We start from the raw sequence: 16,925 nt of genomic DNA, 5'->3' as shown, positions 1-16,925 counted from the left end.
GAATAAAACTAATGCGTTATTCATATATACACATTCTGACATCACGGCTTAAACATAGCGTTTGAGCCACTTAATAAAAATATCCGCTTTTGGATTATATTTGGTTTGTGGTCTTAAAATGTAATAACGCTGTTTACATAATAATTCCATATCAGGAAAAGGCATAACCAACTCTTTCGTTTCCAAATACTTACTAATTAACTGTTTGCGTCCCATGGCAATACCGGTATGATTAATAGCGGCAATAATAGCTAAATCAGAACGATCAAAGATGATTTTGGGAATATCATTAAGTTCAAAAGGTATTGAAAAATTATTTGCCCATGATTTCCACTCTTCTAAATTGGAGTCATGCCCCCAAGCTTGTCCGTCATGCAACAATGTACAATTGATCAATTTATCCACATTTCCATATAAATCCTGTTTAAGTGCATAAGCGTGACTACAGACTGGAATAATGGTTTCATTCATCAAATGGTCATAACGAACTTCTTCATAACGTAGCGCATCAAAGTAGATGGCTAGGTCAATATGATGACGATTAAAATTACTCACTTCATTACCGGACAAAATATTCAAACTGATATATGGATATTGACGAGTAAATTCAGCGAGTTTAGGGACTAACCAACATTGAGTAAATGACGGTTTTGCATAGACCGTTAATGTTCCGGCCGCCTCTTGATTCGTTATTTCCAGAATTTCTTGATTCAAATTACGAAGTGAATTTTTTACCGCACTAAAAAGATTTTTACCATTATAAGTTAATTCAATACGACGATGAAAACGCTGGAATAACTTAAATCCTAGCTCATCTTCTAATTTATTGATTTGATGACTGACAGCACTTGGGCTAATACAAAGCTCTTCTGCGGCTAAAGCAAATGATAAATGACGGGCTGCTGATTCAAAAGTATGTAGTTTAGCTAATTGATAACGATTAACGATACGGCTTTGTGCCAAATATTTATTTTCATCATACATCTGTAATTCTCCTGTACTTCGACGGTCAAACTTCAGTTAACTGTTTTTCAACTTTCATCTTTACATTTACAAACAATAATATGTAGGACAAGTATTGAAAAGAAGGACTTGCTGGTTTTAAATTACTTTTTTAGATGAATCCAGTTCATGTTAAGTTGTTTATTTATCATTTGTCAAATATTAATCAAAAACATCTAATAATAACAGTATTTAACAGCTTAAAAAGACGGCATTTTGAATTCAAAATTTATAATTTTTGCTAAATTAATCATTAGTATAACGTAGATTGAAATTTTTGTCGTTAATTGTTATTCATTCATCTGGTCTTATTAGCCTATTCAGTGAGTTAAATCGGCCTAAAAGAATGGTGATTGATAAAATTGAGATGAATGCAATAAGTTTGTTGTAGTCAATATTGGTTAGACAACTTAGCCGTTAAATTAAGATACTGCTATATAGTCATCCTAATATTTTAATAAGAATGTGAGAGCGAATAAGATCGAATAAATATTAAATTTAAATGCGGTTTTGCAAAATGTCTTATCCATTTTTTATGTTTAATTTAGACATATTCCTCCACAATCTTTATTGCAATGAACAATTTCTATGCTTTTGTAACCTTAATAGTTTGATTTGTTATACTTGTTTCTACATTTTTATTTTTTTAAATCAATGAAATAATATAGAGGAATAGGATTATGATGTTTCAAGACCTTGAAAAACGTCTACTAAGCCACCATTTAGTGATTAGCCTTGTTAAATTGGCAATATTTTCTTGGTCTAAACGAAAAATAACCGTTTTAACTCAAAAATTATTTTTTCAAGTATTAACAAAAATAGGCGTAATGGAATGTGATCAACAACCAGTAAGAAGTACTTCTTATCACGATAAATCATCTCCAAAAACGGCTGTAACAAAAGGAATTATTAAGCCAAATAAAATTATCATATCGAACACAACATTATTTCCAGAAAAACACTATCATTTTGAAAGTTTAAGTAATTATTTGCTTAACAATATAGTTATTTTCTTAGGAAAGCTTATACCTATGTCGATATTATCTCAATATGGAAAGCAAGCTAAATTTGATTTAAAGAGTGATATGAAAACGAGTTAGCCGAACAGAATTGGTAATTTTATTGGTATTTTTATTCGAAATTAGTGTTAAGTTCTTGGTTAGTTTTATCCGTTATAAAGTGTATTCGTAATGACAGGAGGCATTAAAATTTAATTTTGGTCTTGTAAAAATAAAGTAAATAATAATTTTTAAACTTGATTTATTAATTGTTGAATAGCATTTAATCGACTTGTTATAAGGAAATTACAAAAAAACTGGAAGTTAGTTATTTTATACTGATGTAGCACCGTAACAAGAAGTATCTTAAGAAAACAAGTAACAATCGTTTTTTTCATTGTCCGACACATTGTTATATTATTGTCCTGAAATAGAAAGGAAGTTATAGAATGAAGACACATAAAAAACCATTATTTACCTTAGTACAAAACAGTGAATCAGTAACAAAACAAAATACTTTAAGCTATTTAGACTCTAAACTAAATTATCCGGATTGCGTAGATGAAATCATTGCATTACGTATCAAGGAGCTTAAATTACATCATACTGAGTATAAAGAAAAAGAGTACAACGAAAAAAATACTTTTCGTAACAATAAAGAGTTTTCATTTATATTTGGGGAAGTATTTGAATCCGAACACCATGAGAAACAAATCGGTATGCTAAAAGATGAGATAGCTTTGGCTAAAGAGTCCAATAAAGTGAAGGAATTACTTGGTACTCGATTAAAAGAGATGGCTAAAGTATACCCAGATGTTGAACTTGATCTAAGTGATGTTGATGTGATCCCAACACAAATAAAAGAACATTTGTTTGCTCCACCTTTAATCCTAACTGAAGATAATGCCATTATGCTTTGGGATGATTAAAAAAATAGTTTTAACAATAATTAATACTAGGTCTAATAAATTACAGGGTATAAGCCCTGTAATTTATTTAATCGGTTTGTTAGGATAAATTACTACCATTTATCGATGTTAACTATTAAAGGCACTTTCACCATGGCTGTTAATATCTAATCCCTCACGTTCATGCTCTTCTGATACCCGTAATCCAACTGACAAATCGGCAATTTTATAAGCAATCAACGCGATAATAGCTGTCCAAACAACACAGGTAATCACACTCAATAATTGAATACCCACTTGGCTTAGCATATTCATGCCTTGGGCATAACCAATGCCGCCTAACGATTCTGCTGTAAATATACCTGTTAGCAGACAACCTACAATACCACAGACGCCATGTACCCCAAACACATCACAGGTATCATCAATTTTTAACATTTTTTTAAGAGAAGATACGCCCCAAACACCGGCAAAACCACAAATCAAACCAATTAACATTGCGCCACCAACACCAACAAATCCTGCGGCTGGCGTTATGCCAACTAATCCAGCAATGACCCCTGAAGCAGCACCTAAACACGATGGTTTACCTCGTAATACCCATTCGGCAATTGTCCACGCTAAAACGGCGGCTGCCGTTGCTGCAACCGTATTAATAAAAGCCAGACTGGCGATCTCGTCTGCTTGTGTTGCCGATCCCGCATTGAAGCCAAACCAGCCTATATAAAGAATTGCTGCCCCTAAGTACACATAAGGTAAATTAAAAGGTTTTAGAGGCTCACGATTATAACCGATACGATTTTTGAGCAGATAGGCGCCAATTAATCCGGCAACTGAAGCATTAATATGAACCACCGTACCACCAGCAAAATCTAATGACCCTTCATCTCCTAATATGCCACCACCCCAAACCATATGAGCCATCGGTATATAGGCGAACGTAAACCAAATTACCATAAAAATTAATACTGCTGAAAAGCGAATACGTTCAGCAAAAGCCCCCAGTATTAAACAGCAGGTAATGCAGGCGAAAGAACCTTGAAAAGCGATCCAAATCAACTCATAAATCGTTCCCGACAAGTCCGTTATCTTTACGCCAATTAATAAAAAATTGTCGAAATTACCAAAAAACCAATTTCCTTGACCAAAGGATAAGGTATAGCCATACATTATCCAAAGTACGGTGATTAATGAAAAAGTAACCAATACTTGTGACAACATGGATAACACGTTTTTAGATCGTAATAATCCACCATAAAAAAGTGCGATACCCGGTACGGACATAAATAGTACCAGTGCAGTACAAATCATCATAAAACCATTATCCGCTTTATCAGCAATAGGAATTTCATTTGCCAATACTGAACCAGAAACCAATAATCCAAACACTAAACTTATTTTTTTCAACATAATATTATCCCTATTTATAGTGCTAACTCATCGGTTTCACCTGTTCGGATCCGAACGACGTGCGTCAATGGCGTAACAAAAATTTTTCCGTCGCCAATTTTTCCAGTATGTGCCGCCTGACAAATTGTGGTAATAGCTTCATCGAGTTGATCATCGCTAATCGCTAACTCTATTTTTACTTTAGGTAAAAAATTAACAGTGTATTCTGCACCCCGATAAAGTTCGGCATGACCTTTTTGCCGTCCAAACCCTTTTACTTCTGTAACAGTTAATCCAGTGATACCAATATTTGAAAGTGATTCTCTGACCTCTTCTAATTTGAACGGTTTAATCACAACAGTCACTAATTTCATCTGTGTAACTCCTCATTTTTTACTCTGGGTAATCAACATAATGCAAAGGTTATGCCAGTTTTAATAGAGATAAATTTGTTGTGATTTTAGATAAACAATGATGAAGCGTTATCATGCAGGTATAAAAACATGAATTGAATAACAAATGATTGAACCAATAAGCTCTATTAGGTTATCAAGAAGATTTGACTTGATAGCGTTTGATGCACTAATCTGGTGCTATTGCGTTTTTGTAGTGCCTCTTTATCTATTCATTAATTTAATTAAAAGGTCACCATTAATTTGCGGTATTCATCATAAGCAAAGTGATCAGTCATGCCACTGATATAATCTTGCAACAAACGACAACGATAATAGAATTCCCAACTTTGAAAACTGTCTTCCGTTACATCATGATGATTAATGGCTTGTTGATAAGCATCCCGATGTTTGGCGGAAAGTTTATGATAAAGCCGTGTTTCAATTGGGTATTCTTTATGATTACCGTCCTTGACTAATTTCAAAAAATCATGGGTTGGCATATCGAGTAAAGGACTATAAATATCTAATAATCCACTAATAATTCGGTGACCTTGTAATTCAATATTTTCAACAGATTCATGATTAAATACATATTTGATCCCAACCGTTTTAAAAATATTTAATAATTTATATTCAGCTCCTTTACCTTCCAACAGCGCATTATTAAATGAACCATGGTATATCTCCTCGATATTTTCAATAAAGCGCTCAGCAGCATGAGAGACAAGCTTAGTTATCGTCTTGACCCGTAAATTTATAAAAAATTGCCCGATAGCTATCGCTCTAAATTGATTTTGTCCTAAATATTCATCGTATGAACGCTTAACAACTTTATCAAAAAGATCACCTGATTTGATTGGTCCCCAAGCATCTTCTAAATAGTTATAAAGTTGTTGTACAGAAAATAATTTTTTTTCAACTGCATCTTCAAGATCAGCAATACAGTAAGAGATATCATCTGCCGCTTCCATAATATAAGTGAGTGGATAACGGTGGAAAGGTTGAATATCAAGTTGTTCAGATAACTCTTTGATAAAAAGCTCTTCAGATAAGTAATAACCTGGTTTTTTCATCAAATAGGAAAATTTAGCCGGTATTTCTTGCAACCAATAGGCTGGTTTGGAATATTTTAAAATTGATGCAATTTGCGAATAGGTAAGGTTTAATCGCAAAATGGTATGAACTAATCGAATGGCTTGTGCATTACCTTCAAAATTGCATAAGTCTTGACGGATTTTATTTTTCAATTCCTGAAGCTCGGTATTATCCGTTTCTTTTATTTCAAGCACGGGATAATAAGACGATGCATGAATTTTTAATCGTGAACCAAACCATTGATTAATTGCTTTTTCACCAAAGTGTCCAAAAGGAGGATTTCCAATATCATGCATTAAACAAGCCATTTCAACCAGACTTTCAATCGGCATAATAACTTGTTCTAATTTCAATTGCGCCAATTTTCCGGCATTGCTAAGACGATGAATGATCTCTTTAACAATATAACGCCCTACTTGTTGTACTTCCATGGAGTGGGTTAAGCGCGTTCTGACAACAGAATTACGCTCTAATGGAAAAACTTGAGTTTTTTGCTGTAAACGACGAATCGCAGCAGAGTTAAGGATCCTTCCTCGATCGCTTTCAAAACAACCAATAATAGAGTAGGGATCGGTTATCTTTTCTCGTTTATTTCTTTCGCTACGTTGATAATTAATTTTTTTATTGAAGTCGATCATGCCCAATCCCTTGTATCAGTAGTGTTATAATTTCTGTTTTGCCCATTCAATAGCCGATTGATATTCTACAGGTAAAAACGATATCAAATTAGCTAATGTTTGCTTTAATTTATCTGGATTATCATGCGTTAAATTGATATGCCCTACTTTACGCCCAACTCGAACTTCTTTTTCGTACCAATGCAGATGCACTAAATCTATCGATAACCATTTTTTATTGAGTTCTGTACCGATTAAATTCACCATAATTGAAGGGGCAAAGACATCAGGCTTAGGTAATGGCAACCCCAATAAAGCCCTTAAATGCAGTTCAAATTGACTAATTGAAGCGCCATTTTGTGTCCAATGTCCACTATTATGCACACGGGGCGCCAGTTCGTTAATGAGCAAATCATTACCCATCACAAAACACTCCATCGCCATGACACCCACATAATTTAATTTATCCATAATAGCCGATAACATTTGTTCAGCTTTTGACTGTAATGTTTTGTATTCATCGGGTAAGACGACACTCATTTTTAGAATACCGTCTTGATGTAAATTGTTAGTCAACGGATAAAAAACCTTGTCCCCATTGGCATTACGAGCCCCAATTAATGAAACTTCTTTTTCAAATTTAATGGCTTGCTCAACGATCGCATGACCATAAACTTCATCCGGTATATTGACGTTGTTCTGATCGTTAATCCGCCATTGACCACGACCGTCATATCCGCCTGTTCGACGTTTGACAATCAAACTTTGTCCTAGCTGAGCAAACAGATTTGACCACTGTTGTTGATGTTCAAGTGAGTACCATTTCGCTGTTGGTAGACCAAGTTCATCGAGTAACTGTTTTTGCGTTAAACGATCTGCAATAATAGGGAAAACATGGCGATTAACAAAATGTGGATGGTTAGCTAAAAGCTTGGTAAAAGGCGTATCAGGCCAACGTTCAATTTCAGCAGTAATCACCGACTGTTGATAAGGAATTGAATCGGGTTCAACATCTATGCCAACAGGATAGACTTTTATACCCAAAGGCTCACCCGCTTGTCTTAACATTCGCCCTAATTGCCCGTTACCAAGAACACATACCGTTTTCATTGTCATGTTAATCTTCAACTCGCGGATCGGGATGATTAAGGACATCATCCGTTTGACTTAATCGCCAAAGGGATAATCGTTGGAAAATATCGGCATCATGCAGGGCAAGAATTTGCGCCGCAAGTAAAGCGGCATTTGCGGCCCCAGCTTTACCAATCGCTAGCGTACCAACAGGAATGCCTTTAGGCATTTGCACAATTGAATAAAGACTATCTACCCCACTTAAAGCTGCGGTTTGAACAGGTACACCCAGTACAGGGACAAGCGTTTTAGCCGCTAACATACCCGGTAAGTGAGCTGCACCGCCAGCACCAGCAATAATCACATCAATGCCCTTTTGCTTTGCGTCCTGAGCAAATTGAAACAGTTTATCGGGAGTACGATGAGCAGATACGACTTCAACATGATAAGGAAGACTGAGTGTATCAAGCACATCAGCAGCATGTTGCATCGTTGCCCAATCACTTTTGGAGCCCATAACAATAGCAATTTTAGGTTGAATACGCATAGAAAATTGTATGAATATTTAAAAGATTAAGTAGATAAAGTATACACTAAAATTTTATGAATGGGGATAAAAAAAGGATCGTTAAGGATATACACCATGCCACCATTGTCTGCATAACAAAGGTAGCATGTGCATCAATTTGAATTTACGCTTTAACCGCAGCAATAACTTTTATTTCAACCAAATATGCGTCCACCATCAGCGCAGAATGAACCGTACAACGAACGGGCGCACTGCCTTTTGCTACCCATTCATCCCATGCTTTATTCATTGCAGTAAAATCACTTTTGTTGGCAAGAAAAATGGTGACATCTAAAAGCTGTGTTTTATCACTATTTGCTCTGGCTAACATATTATCTATTTCAGCCAGTGCACTTTTAGTTTGAGCATAAGCATCATCGATTAAATTAGTCGGTACACTGGTATAATAAATTACATCATTGTGTATTACCGCTTCAGACCAACGATCTGCTGGATCAATTCGTGTTATTGTCATCATTTATTCCTTATTAGATGATTAATTAAGAAACTTTAATAAAATCAGCACGTAATTTTTTTATCTCATCACGCAACACACCCGCCTTTTCAAATTCAAGATTTTGTGCTGCTTCATACATCATTGCTTCAAGCTCTTTCACCCTGGCTTGAACCTCTTTGACAGAGACATAATGATAAGGTTTACCTGGTTCAAAAGCTTGGACTTTCGCCGTTGATTTTTTAGTGCTTAATCCTGCTTCTAAAATATCTTTAATCTCTTTACGTACTGATTTTGGTGTAATGCCATGTGCAGTATTAAAATCTTCCTGTTTTTTTCGACGTCGAGCGGTTTCGTCAATGGTTTTTTGCATTGCTGGCGTAATTTTATCAGCATACAAAATCGCTTTACCATTCACATTACGCGCTGCACGTCCTACTGTCTGAATTAAAGAACTTTCAGAACGTAAAAAGCCCTCTCGGTCAGCATCTAAAATTGCAATGAGCGAAACTTCAGGAATATCTAATCCCTCACGCAATAAGTTAATTCCAACAAGCACATCGACCTTACCTAACCGTAAATCCCGAATAATCTCCATGCGTTCTACCGTATTAATATCAGAATGCAAATACTTCACTTTTACATTATGCTCCGATAAATAATCGGTTAAATTTTCTGCCATTTTTTTGGTTAAGGTGGTAACTAATACCCGCTCTTCATTTTGCATACGGATTTCAATTTCAGAAAGTAAGTCATCAACTTGCGTTGCCACCGGTCTTATTTCAATAATAGGATCTAACAAGCCCGTTGGTCTAACCACTTGTTCGATGATTTCACCACCCGATTTTTCGATTTCATATTTTGCCGGTGTTGCCGATACATAAATCGTTTGCGGCATAATATTTTCAAATTCAGAAAATTTTAATGGACGGTTATCCAATGCTGACGGTAAACGAAAACCATATTCAACCAAATTAAGTTTACGTGAACGGTCGCCATTATACATTGCACCTAGTTGTGGAATAGCAACATGGGATTCATCAATAAATAATAATCCATCAGCCGGTAGATAATCAAATAACGTTGCCGGCGGATCGCCCGGTTTACGCTGTGATAAAAACCGTGAATAGTTTTCGATGCCCGAACAGTAGCCTAATTCGGTCATCATCTCAATATCAAATAACGTACGTTGCGTTAAACGCTGTTCTTCTAACAGCCGTTGATTATCAAGTAATACTTTCTGACGCTCTTTAAGTTCGAGCTTAATTTGAGCAATCGCATTTTCCATAATGTTTCTTGGTGTAACATAGTGGGTTTTTGGATAGATAGTAATACGTGACACCTCATTAACACTATTACCTGTCAATGGGTCAAATAATGTAATTCGATCAACTTCATCATCAAATAGTTCTACTCGTACCGCAAGTTCATCCGAATCAGCCAGAAAAATATCGATGACATCACCACGAACTCGAAAAGTACCACGACTAAATCCAAGATCATTACGCGTATATTGTAATTCAGCCAAACGAGTTAATATCGAGCGCTGATCAGTAATCGTACCTTTAGTTAAATGCAGAATCATTGACATATAAGTTTCTGGCGCACCTAAACCATAAATCGCCGAAACTGACGCGACAATCACGACATCACGACGTTCCAATAAAGATTTTGTTGCCGAAAGTCGCATTTGTTCGATATGTTCATTGATCGATGCATCTTTTTCAATAAATGTATCGGTTGATGGTACATAAGATTCAGGCTGATAGTAATCATAGTAAGAAACAAAGTACTCAACAGCATTTTCAGGAAAAAAAGCTTTCATCTCGCCATATAATTGTGCAGCAAGTGTTTTATTTGGCGCTAGAATAATCGTTGGTCGATTATGTTTAGCAATGACATTTGCCATCGTAAACGTTTTACCTGAGCCAGTCACGCCTAATAATGTTTGATGTGCTATTCCGTCATCAAGATTTTGATTAATCCTTTTAATCGCTTCTGGCTGGTCGCCGGCAGGTTTAAAATCGGAACACAATTTGAATTTTTTCATTACGTCGTAACCTAAAATTTTACCTATTAATAAAAATTATCCCCAAAAGGGCTTGACCTTTTAAAATGTTATATTTTTTGTTCAGTTAACATAAATTCAATTAATCACCACTTATAAATAACAACTTGATTTATGATAACTTATTGATATTATTCAATTCAATCCATTGCGCTTACAATCTAAACAGTTCAATACAAAACCTTATAGAAACTGAGTTTTTTACTGTTTTGAATAAACTACTCACAGAGTTATCCACAGGGTTGGGGGATAACTCCATAAGTATAGTCTTTTTAAAATTTTTTCAAATTTCAACAAAAAATTTAGGGATTAAATCACATTTATTTAATTGTTTTTTTCTATTTTTAAATAGTTTTCAATAGCAAAAAACTAACAAACTAATTAATCTCTTCAACCTGATATTGATAGTTAACATCAGTTGTAGGCACAAAAGTTAATCGATGAGTGATGCATTTAGGTGCATCCTCAGCATGATGAGACACAAATAACAATTGTGTACGCCCATCAACAATTAAGCAATCTATCCAACGTTTGACTAATTCTCGATTCAAATAATCGAGTCCTTGCAAGGGTTCATCCAGTATTAATAATGTAGGATGTTTAACCAATGCTCTGGCAATCAAAACTAAGCGCTGTTGCCCCCAAGAAAGTGATTGAAACGGTTTATTAACCTGAGAATGTAAACCAAGTAGTTGTAGCCATTTATCCGCTAGCTTATTTTGTTTATCACTGGCTGTTCGATAAACTCCAATAGAATCAAAATAACCGGACAAAAGAACATTTTTAACGCTGGTACTCACTCGATAGTCTAAATGGAAGCTACTACTAACATAGCCTATATGACGTTTTATATCCCAAATGGTTTCACCAGAGCCACGTTTACGACCAAAAAGTGTCAAATCATTGCTGTAACCTTGGGGATGATCGCCCGTGATTAAACTTAATAGTGTCGATTTACCGGCACCATTAGGCCCAATAATTTGCCAATTTTGATGCGCTTTAACCTGCCAAGTTAATCCATTAATCACCGCTTTATCGTCATAATAAACATATCCGTTATTTAAAATGATACGATCTAAGTGATCGGCAAGTTCAATAGGTGATTCATCTGCTTCAGGTAATGATATCTCAGGCAGATTTTCCAAATTTACCAGCTGCTGGATTGTTTCACCCTTTAATATTGTATCTTTTTTACCCATTTTCAAGAGTTGACAATCGGCTAATAGCCCAATATTTTCAATAAATGGGGGAATATCATTAAATCGATTTAAAACCAATATGATAGTGATACCTTGTTTGACTAACTCCGCAAGGATTTGAGATAAGTTTTCACGTGATTGCACATCCAATCCGTCAAAGGGTTCATCTAGAATCAGTAAATCAGGTTTTACCATTAACGTTCGACAAATCAATGCTTTGCGGGTTTCACCCGTTGACAGATATTTAAATCGACGGCTTAAAAGTTCACTAATACCAAATTGTTGCGCTAATTGCTGACACAAAGATTCATTTGAATGGACTTGTTGAATAATTAGTGATGTCGTTAACCCGGTATCATGCTCACCTTCACTTAACATATCAGTATTGTTTCGCTTCCATTCATCATCTATCAATTTTTGCAGTTGCTCAAACGAGATACGGGCAATGGATTTAAATTGGTTAACAATTATACCAGATAATAGGGGTAACTCTCCAGCGATAGCTTTCACAAAAACAGATTTACCGCTGCCGTTACAACCAATACATGCTAAACTACTGCCTGAGTTTAGTGTCAAAGATTCAATATTAAATACACGATAATCACTAATCTTATAAACCGCATTTTCAATTCGTAACATGAATACCTCTATTTATTTAATATTATATTAAGGTTGCAATAATAATCTGCTGTGGATCAATAGACAGCATAATTTGCTTGTCTTGGGTTATTGCCATTTTTTCTATTTCTTGGGTTAATTTGGTAGCATAAATGGCAAGCCCTGAAGGCAATAATAATTGAATTTCACTCCAATGTTCATCGCTTTTAATTTGTACCACTTTTGCCGATAAGCAATTTTCATTGAGATGATTAAATTCAATTGAAGGGGCTTTAATGAGTAACATTACAGTCTTATTGGGACTCAATTTTAATCGTTGCACGCTTGATTGAGTAATGTTAACTTTCAATTCAGTTTGATTATCGCTTAATAGAACGGTGACATAGCCAGCGACCTCATTAATCTCTAATTGCTTAACACTTCCATATAATTGATTACGTGCACTGGTCTGCAAAGATAACTTTGCGGTCGTTTTTAAAATATCATCGAGCGGAACTTTATCATCACTCAATATATTAAAAGCATTTTGCTGTAATTGTGTGAGCAACTCATAAAGCTGAATAAATCTTACTGCATAAGGACTAAGCATTGTTCCACCGCCCTTCTTGCCACCGATTGAGGTAATAAAAAAAGGAGTCGGGGCTAGCGAATTCATTTCATTAATAGCATCCCAGGCAGTTTTGTAACTCATGCCGACTTGTTTTGCTGCCTGACTTAATGAGCCTGTTTGTTCAATAGCTTTAAGTAAAGCTATTCGACGAGGATCGACAAACCGGTGTTGATTCAGATTTAATGTTAATAAAATTTCAGGAGAAAACATGATTTCAGCCATTATTGCGCTTATTTCAAAGCGACCAGTCACCAAAAGATTTCTGTTATTGTAAACGCTTTTTAGCTATCCACCAAAAAATGAATCGATTTCACTAATTGATTGATTAGCAATAAAAAGACTCAACAATTTCACTATACTGTTAAACACTCGTTAGAGTGTCGAATCAATCCTAAATATCAAAAAGTTTAATTGTACTTTATAAACGAATTTTGATAGCATCGCTATATAATATTTTATATAACGATTAGTTATCTGTTATGACATGTTTAGTTAAACCAATATGATAGGTCATATTAAAACAGCCTATATCGAGCGAGGAAGAGGATGAACAAATACATAAAAACGTTGCTAGCCGTAACACTGTTAACAACAACCACCCTATTTAGCATTTCAGTATCAGCCATTGAAAAGATAACTGTTTTTGCTGCGGCTTCACTGACGAACGCTTTGCAAGATATTGCAAATGCATATCAAACCGATCATAAAAATGTAGAAATTGTGTTTTCGTTTGCGTCAACATCTGTGTTAGCCAAACAGATTGAACAAGGTGCTCCGGCTGATATTTTTATGTCTGCTGATCAAAAATGGATGACTTATTTGATCGATCATCATCTTGTTGACCATAAAGATAACTTACTCAAAAATGCTTTAGTGCTTATTGCACCAAAACAGTCTTCGATTGATAAAGTAGAGATTAATTCAACAACAAATTGGAATGCTATTTTGCCTAAAAATGAAAAACTGGCTATTGGCGATCCTGATCATGTTCCAGCAGGACTTTATGCTAAAGAGTCATTAACAAATTTAGGGGTATATGATCAATTAGCCCCACAATTTGCACCTGCAAGTAATGTTCGTGATGCTTTGATGTTGGTTGAACGCAACGAAGCCGTACTTGGGATTGTCTACAGCACCGATGCTAAAGTAAGTAATAAAGTGAAAATAGTGGGGACGTTTCCTGCCAATACATTTACCTCGATTGAGTACCCTATTGCGTTATTGAAACCTGAAGCACAAGATTTCTATCAATATTTGCAATCACCCAATGCTAAAATAATTTTTGAAAAATATGGATTTATTACGCAATAACAACTTATCATTATGCTACTGACAGACTTTGAATGGCAAACCTTATTGCTAAGTTTAAAAATTGCAGGCGTAGCCATTGCTTGCAGTTTACCCATCGGTATTTTCATCGCATGGATTTTGGCTAGATGCCAATTTTGGGGAAAATCTTGTTTAGATAGTATTGTTCATCTACCTTTAGTTTTACCACCCGTTGTGTTGGGGTACTTGTTACTGTTGACCATGGGCAAACAGGGAATAATCGGTAAATGGCTTTATCATTATTTAGATATTAGTTTTAGTTTCAATTGGCAAGGTGCAGCGTTAGCATCAGCCGTAGTTGCTTTTCCCTTAATGGTACGTTCAATTCGCTTGGCGATAGAATCAATTGATGGTCGCCTTGAACAAGTTGCTCGCACGTTAGGTGCAAAATCGTTACGAGTGTTTATTACCATAACATTGCCATTAGCCTTTCCCGGTATTTTAATGGGTATAATTCTTGGTTTTGCTCGCTGTTTAGGTGAATTTGGTGCAACGATTACCTTTGTTTCCAATATACAAGGTGAAACCCGTACATTGCCTTTAGCCATGTATACTCTATTGCAAATACCAAATGGTGAATTCGCTGCTCTCCGGCTTTGTATTATCTCCATTATCTTATCGTTAGTGGCGTTATTCTTATCTGAAATGTTAAACCGCTGGCATAAAAAGAAGATAGCAGGTTGATAAATTATGTTAAATCTTGATGTAAAAAAACAACTTTCCCGTTTTTTATTTGAATTTAAACTTCAAATTCCTTGTCAAAGTGTGACTGCCGTGTTGGGGGTATCGGGTGCGGGTAAATCGACACTAATTAATGTAATTAATGGGTTAAGTAAACCTGACCGAGGCTTTATCCATCTTAATGGCACAATCTTATATGATGGTGAACAAAAAATTTTTGTTTTGCCTGAAAAAAGAGATATTGGCACCGTTTTTCAAGATCCTTTGCTCTTTCCCCACTACCGAGTCATAAAAAATTTAACCTATGGTGCCAAAAAAATCACAATGTCACGATTTGATGAAATCGTCGATGTACTCAATATTCGACCCTTATTATTACGCTATCCAGCCATGTTGTCCGGAGGTGAAAAGCAACGAGTCGCTATTGGTCGAGCACTATTAACCCATCCTAAACTCTTATTAATGGATGAACCTTTATCAGCATTAGATATGCCGCGCAAAAAAGAGATGTTAAGCTACATCGAAAAATTGGTTAATGAACTAAATATTCCAATAATTTATGTTACTCATAATATAAACGAAGTCAAACGTATCGCTCACGATGTGGTTATTTTGGAACAAGGAAAATTGTTAGATTATGGAAAAACCGATTCTATTTTGCAAAGCGCTTATTTACAAGAGTGGTTATAAAGATTTAATTGATCACTATCTTTTTCTTGTTTAATGTACGAAATACCATCATGCCATGCACCTAGTACGAGCCTTTTTACAGGTTTATTGTCCACTATAAAATCATGGACAGCAGGTTTATGTGTATGACCATGTACCATGATATCTGCATGATAATGCTTCATCATACTTACAACAGTTTGTTGATTAACATCCATAATATACGCTGATTTAACTTGATTACGTTCACGGCTTTGTTGTCTTAATTTTCCAGCAATTTTCAAACGGATGAATAATGGCATCATTAAAAAGAGTTTTTGTAACCATTGATTATGCATCACTTTACGAAACTTTTGATATTGATGATCATCTGTACAGAGCAAATCGCCATGTAAAAAAACAATTTTTCCGTTCTGTTTTGCTAAGCAATTTATATCCGATAATAAAATCATATCACAAGAATCAGCGAATCTTTTACCTAATAAAAAATCACGATTACCATGAACAAAATATTTTTTTATGTGACGTTGAGAGAGTAATTTTAATGCATCTGCGACTTGATTTTGTAATTTTGAATTAACATCATCACCCACCCAATAATCAAATAAATCACCTAAAATGTAAAGTTCACTGTATTTAGGTAATGTTTCAAGAAACGAGAAAAAGCCTGCGCTGATATTAAATGAATCAGCCACAGGCTCACTATCTGATAAATGGATATCAGCGATAAAATAACGGACAGGATTATTCAACCGTGACACTCGTAATAATTACGTCTTCAACAGGAACATCGGAATGCATACCATTACGCCCCGTTTTAACCGCTTTGATCTTATCAACGACATCAAGTCCATCAACCACTTCGGCAAAAACACAATAGCCAAACCCGTTAACATCCGCTGAACGATAATTTAAATAATCATTATCAACCACGTTGATAAAAAATTGTGCTGTAGCTGAATGCGGATCTGATGTACGTGCCATCGCCAATGTACCACGATTGTTTTTTAATCCATTTGCGGCTTCATTCTGAATCGGTGCTTTCGTCTTTTTTTGTTTCATACCCGGTTCAAAACCACCACCTTGAATCATAAAATTATTAATAACACGATGAAAAATAGTGTTATTATAAAACCCCTCTTTACAATACTCGACAAAGTTTTTAACCGTTTCCGGTGCTTTATCATCAAAAGTATTAATTTTTATATCACCATATGTAGTGTGAAATACGATCATAAATGTTCCTTATTTTCA

At 35.3% G+C, this 16,925-nt stretch carries 17 protein-coding genes; 5 read left to right on the top strand and 12 right to left on the bottom strand.

The window, feature by feature from the left end:
- Window positions 1-48 precede the first annotated feature (48 nt).
- Complete coding sequence (gene dsdC, locus A9G10_RS09105; RefSeq protein WP_065559225.1) at window positions 49-984, bottom strand: DNA-binding transcriptional regulator DsdC; 936 nt, start codon at window positions 982-984, stop codon at window positions 49-51.
- A 698-nt stretch (window positions 985-1,682) separates the two neighbouring features.
- On the opposite strand from dsdC, the gene A9G10_RS09100 reads away from it, so the two are divergent.
- Window positions 1,683-2,102, top strand: a complete 420-nt coding sequence (locus tag A9G10_RS09100; protein ID WP_065559224.1) for a hypothetical protein — start codon at window positions 1,683-1,685, stop codon at window positions 2,100-2,102.
- Between the two features lie 347 nt (window positions 2,103-2,449).
- Window positions 2,450-2,929, top strand: a complete 480-nt coding sequence (locus A9G10_RS09095) for a hypothetical protein (RefSeq protein WP_065559223.1) — start codon at window positions 2,450-2,452, stop codon at window positions 2,927-2,929.
- 108 nt (window positions 2,930-3,037) lie between these two features.
- On the opposite strand, the gene amtB is transcribed toward A9G10_RS09095, so the two are convergent.
- The 9 genes from amtB to A9G10_RS09050 all read right to left on the bottom strand — a co-directional run bounded on the left by amtB (window position 3,038) and on the right by A9G10_RS09050 (window position 13,244).
- Complete coding sequence (gene amtB / locus A9G10_RS09090) at window positions 3,038-4,318, bottom strand: ammonium transporter AmtB (RefSeq protein ID WP_065559222.1); 1,281 nt, start codon at window positions 4,316-4,318, stop codon at window positions 3,038-3,040.
- Window positions 4,319-4,332: 14 nt separating this feature from the next.
- Window positions 4,333-4,671 carry a P-II family nitrogen regulator gene (glnK, locus tag A9G10_RS09085; protein WP_065559221.1) on the bottom strand — a complete coding sequence of 113 codons (339 nt, stop codon included), beginning with the start codon at window positions 4,669-4,671 and terminating at the stop codon, window positions 4,333-4,335.
- 263 nt (window positions 4,672-4,934) lie between these two features.
- Window positions 4,935-6,431 carry a dGTPase gene (dgt, locus tag A9G10_RS09080; protein ID WP_143425991.1) on the bottom strand — a complete coding sequence of 499 codons (1,497 nt, stop codon included), beginning with the start codon at window positions 6,429-6,431 and terminating at the stop codon, window positions 4,935-4,937.
- A gap of 18 nt (window positions 6,432-6,449) precedes the next feature.
- Entirely contained in the window at window positions 6,450-7,514 is a 1,065-nt protein-coding gene (gene purK, locus A9G10_RS09075; protein WP_065559489.1) for a 5-(carboxyamino)imidazole ribonucleotide synthase, read from the bottom strand.
- 7 nt (window positions 7,515-7,521) lie between these two features.
- Window positions 7,522-8,022, bottom strand: a complete 501-nt coding sequence (purE, locus tag A9G10_RS09070) for a 5-(carboxyamino)imidazole ribonucleotide mutase (protein ID WP_065559219.1) — start codon at window positions 8,020-8,022, stop codon at window positions 7,522-7,524.
- Between the two features lie 145 nt (window positions 8,023-8,167).
- Complete coding sequence (locus tag A9G10_RS09065) at window positions 8,168-8,518, bottom strand: RidA family protein (RefSeq protein ID WP_065559218.1); 351 nt, start codon at window positions 8,516-8,518, stop codon at window positions 8,168-8,170.
- Window positions 8,519-8,543: 25 nt separating this feature from the next.
- Entirely contained in the window at window positions 8,544-10,547 is a 2,004-nt protein-coding gene (gene uvrB, locus A9G10_RS09060) for an excinuclease ABC subunit UvrB (RefSeq protein ID WP_065559217.1), read from the bottom strand.
- A 395-nt stretch (window positions 10,548-10,942) separates the two neighbouring features.
- A complete protein-coding gene (modF, locus tag A9G10_RS09055; protein ID WP_065559216.1) occupies window positions 10,943-12,403 on the bottom strand; it encodes a molybdate ABC transporter ATP-binding protein ModF in 1,461 nt (486 codons plus the stop codon).
- Window positions 12,404-12,425: 22 nt separating this feature from the next.
- Window positions 12,426-13,244, bottom strand: a complete 819-nt coding sequence (locus A9G10_RS09050; RefSeq protein WP_143425990.1) for a TOBE domain-containing protein — start codon at window positions 13,242-13,244, stop codon at window positions 12,426-12,428.
- Between the two features lie 294 nt (window positions 13,245-13,538).
- On the opposite strand from A9G10_RS09050, the gene modA reads away from it, so the two are divergent.
- From modA to modC, 3 genes are read left to right on the top strand one after another with little or no spacing between them, the layout of a single operon-like run.
- On the top strand, window positions 13,539-14,303 hold the full coding sequence (gene modA, locus A9G10_RS09045; protein ID WP_065559215.1) for a molybdate ABC transporter substrate-binding protein: 765 nt from the start codon (window positions 13,539-13,541) through the stop codon (window positions 14,301-14,303).
- A 12-nt stretch (window positions 14,304-14,315) separates the two neighbouring features.
- The gene (gene modB / locus A9G10_RS09040; RefSeq protein ID WP_065559214.1) at window positions 14,316-15,005 is read left to right on the top strand and encodes a molybdate ABC transporter permease subunit; all 690 of its coding nucleotides are present in this window, start codon (window positions 14,316-14,318) and stop codon (window positions 15,003-15,005) included.
- Between the two features lie 6 nt (window positions 15,006-15,011).
- Window positions 15,012-15,692 carry a molybdenum ABC transporter ATP-binding protein gene (gene modC / locus A9G10_RS09035; protein ID WP_065559213.1) on the top strand — a complete coding sequence of 227 codons (681 nt, stop codon included), beginning with the start codon at window positions 15,012-15,014 and terminating at the stop codon, window positions 15,690-15,692.
- On the opposite strand, the gene A9G10_RS09030 is transcribed toward modC, so the two are convergent.
- A complete protein-coding gene (locus A9G10_RS09030; RefSeq protein ID WP_065559212.1) occupies window positions 15,671-16,423 on the bottom strand; it encodes a UDP-2,3-diacylglucosamine diphosphatase in 753 nt (250 codons plus the stop codon). The two genes, modC and A9G10_RS09030, sit on opposite strands and share 22 nt — an antisense overlap.
- Window positions 16,416-16,907, bottom strand: coding sequence for a peptidylprolyl isomerase B (ppiB, locus tag A9G10_RS09025; RefSeq protein WP_065559211.1), 492 nt, complete (start codon window positions 16,905-16,907; stop codon window positions 16,416-16,418). The genes A9G10_RS09030 and ppiB overlap by 8 nt, the downstream gene beginning before the upstream one ends.
- Window positions 16,908-16,925 lie beyond the last annotated feature (18 nt).

It is taken from the genome of Gilliamella sp. wkB308 (assembly GCF_001690185.1).
In the GTDB taxonomy this organism is placed as follows: domain Bacteria; phylum Pseudomonadota; class Gammaproteobacteria; order Enterobacterales; family Orbaceae; genus Gilliamella; species Gilliamella apicola_I.
This window is presented reverse-complemented; position numbering and strand designations above follow the sequence as displayed.

Bases quoted from the DNA above. Each gene is read 5' to 3' on its own strand.
- dsdC (WP_065559225.1), bottom strand. From the start codon at position 984: ATGTATGATGAAAATAAATATTTGGCACAAAGCCGTATCGTTAATCGT.
- modF (WP_065559216.1), bottom strand. From the start codon at position 12,403: ATGTTACGAATTGAAAATGCGGTTTATAAGATTAGTGATTATCGTGTA.
- A9G10_RS09065 (WP_065559218.1), bottom strand. From the start codon at position 8,518: ATGACAATAACACGAATTGATCCAGCAGATCGTTGGTCTGAAGCGGTA.
- A9G10_RS09095 (WP_065559223.1), top strand. From the start codon at position 2,450: ATGAAGACACATAAAAAACCATTATTTACCTTAGTACAAAACAGTGAA.
- uvrB (WP_065559217.1), bottom strand. From the start codon at position 10,547: ATGAAAAAATTCAAATTGTGTTCCGATTTTAAACCTGCCGGCGACCAG.
- amtB (WP_065559222.1), bottom strand. From the start codon at position 4,318: ATGTTGAAAAAAATAAGTTTAGTGTTTGGATTATTGGTTTCTGGTTCA.
- purK (WP_065559489.1), bottom strand. From the start codon at position 7,514: ATGAAAACGGTATGTGTTCTTGGTAACGGGCAATTAGGGCGAATGTTA.
- modA (WP_065559215.1), top strand. From the start codon at position 13,539: ATGAACAAATACATAAAAACGTTGCTAGCCGTAACACTGTTAACAACA.
- modB (WP_065559214.1), top strand. From the start codon at position 14,316: ATGCTACTGACAGACTTTGAATGGCAAACCTTATTGCTAAGTTTAAAA.
- ppiB (WP_065559211.1), bottom strand. From the start codon at position 16,907: ATGATCGTATTTCACACTACATATGGTGATATAAAAATTAATACTTTT.
- A9G10_RS09100 (WP_065559224.1), top strand. From the start codon at position 1,683: ATGATGTTTCAAGACCTTGAAAAACGTCTACTAAGCCACCATTTAGTG.
- glnK (WP_065559221.1), bottom strand. From the start codon at position 4,671: ATGAAATTAGTGACTGTTGTGATTAAACCGTTCAAATTAGAAGAGGTC.
- modC (WP_065559213.1), top strand. From the start codon at position 15,012: ATGTTAAATCTTGATGTAAAAAAACAACTTTCCCGTTTTTTATTTGAA.
- purE (WP_065559219.1), bottom strand. From the start codon at position 8,022: ATGCGTATTCAACCTAAAATTGCTATTGTTATGGGCTCCAAAAGTGAT.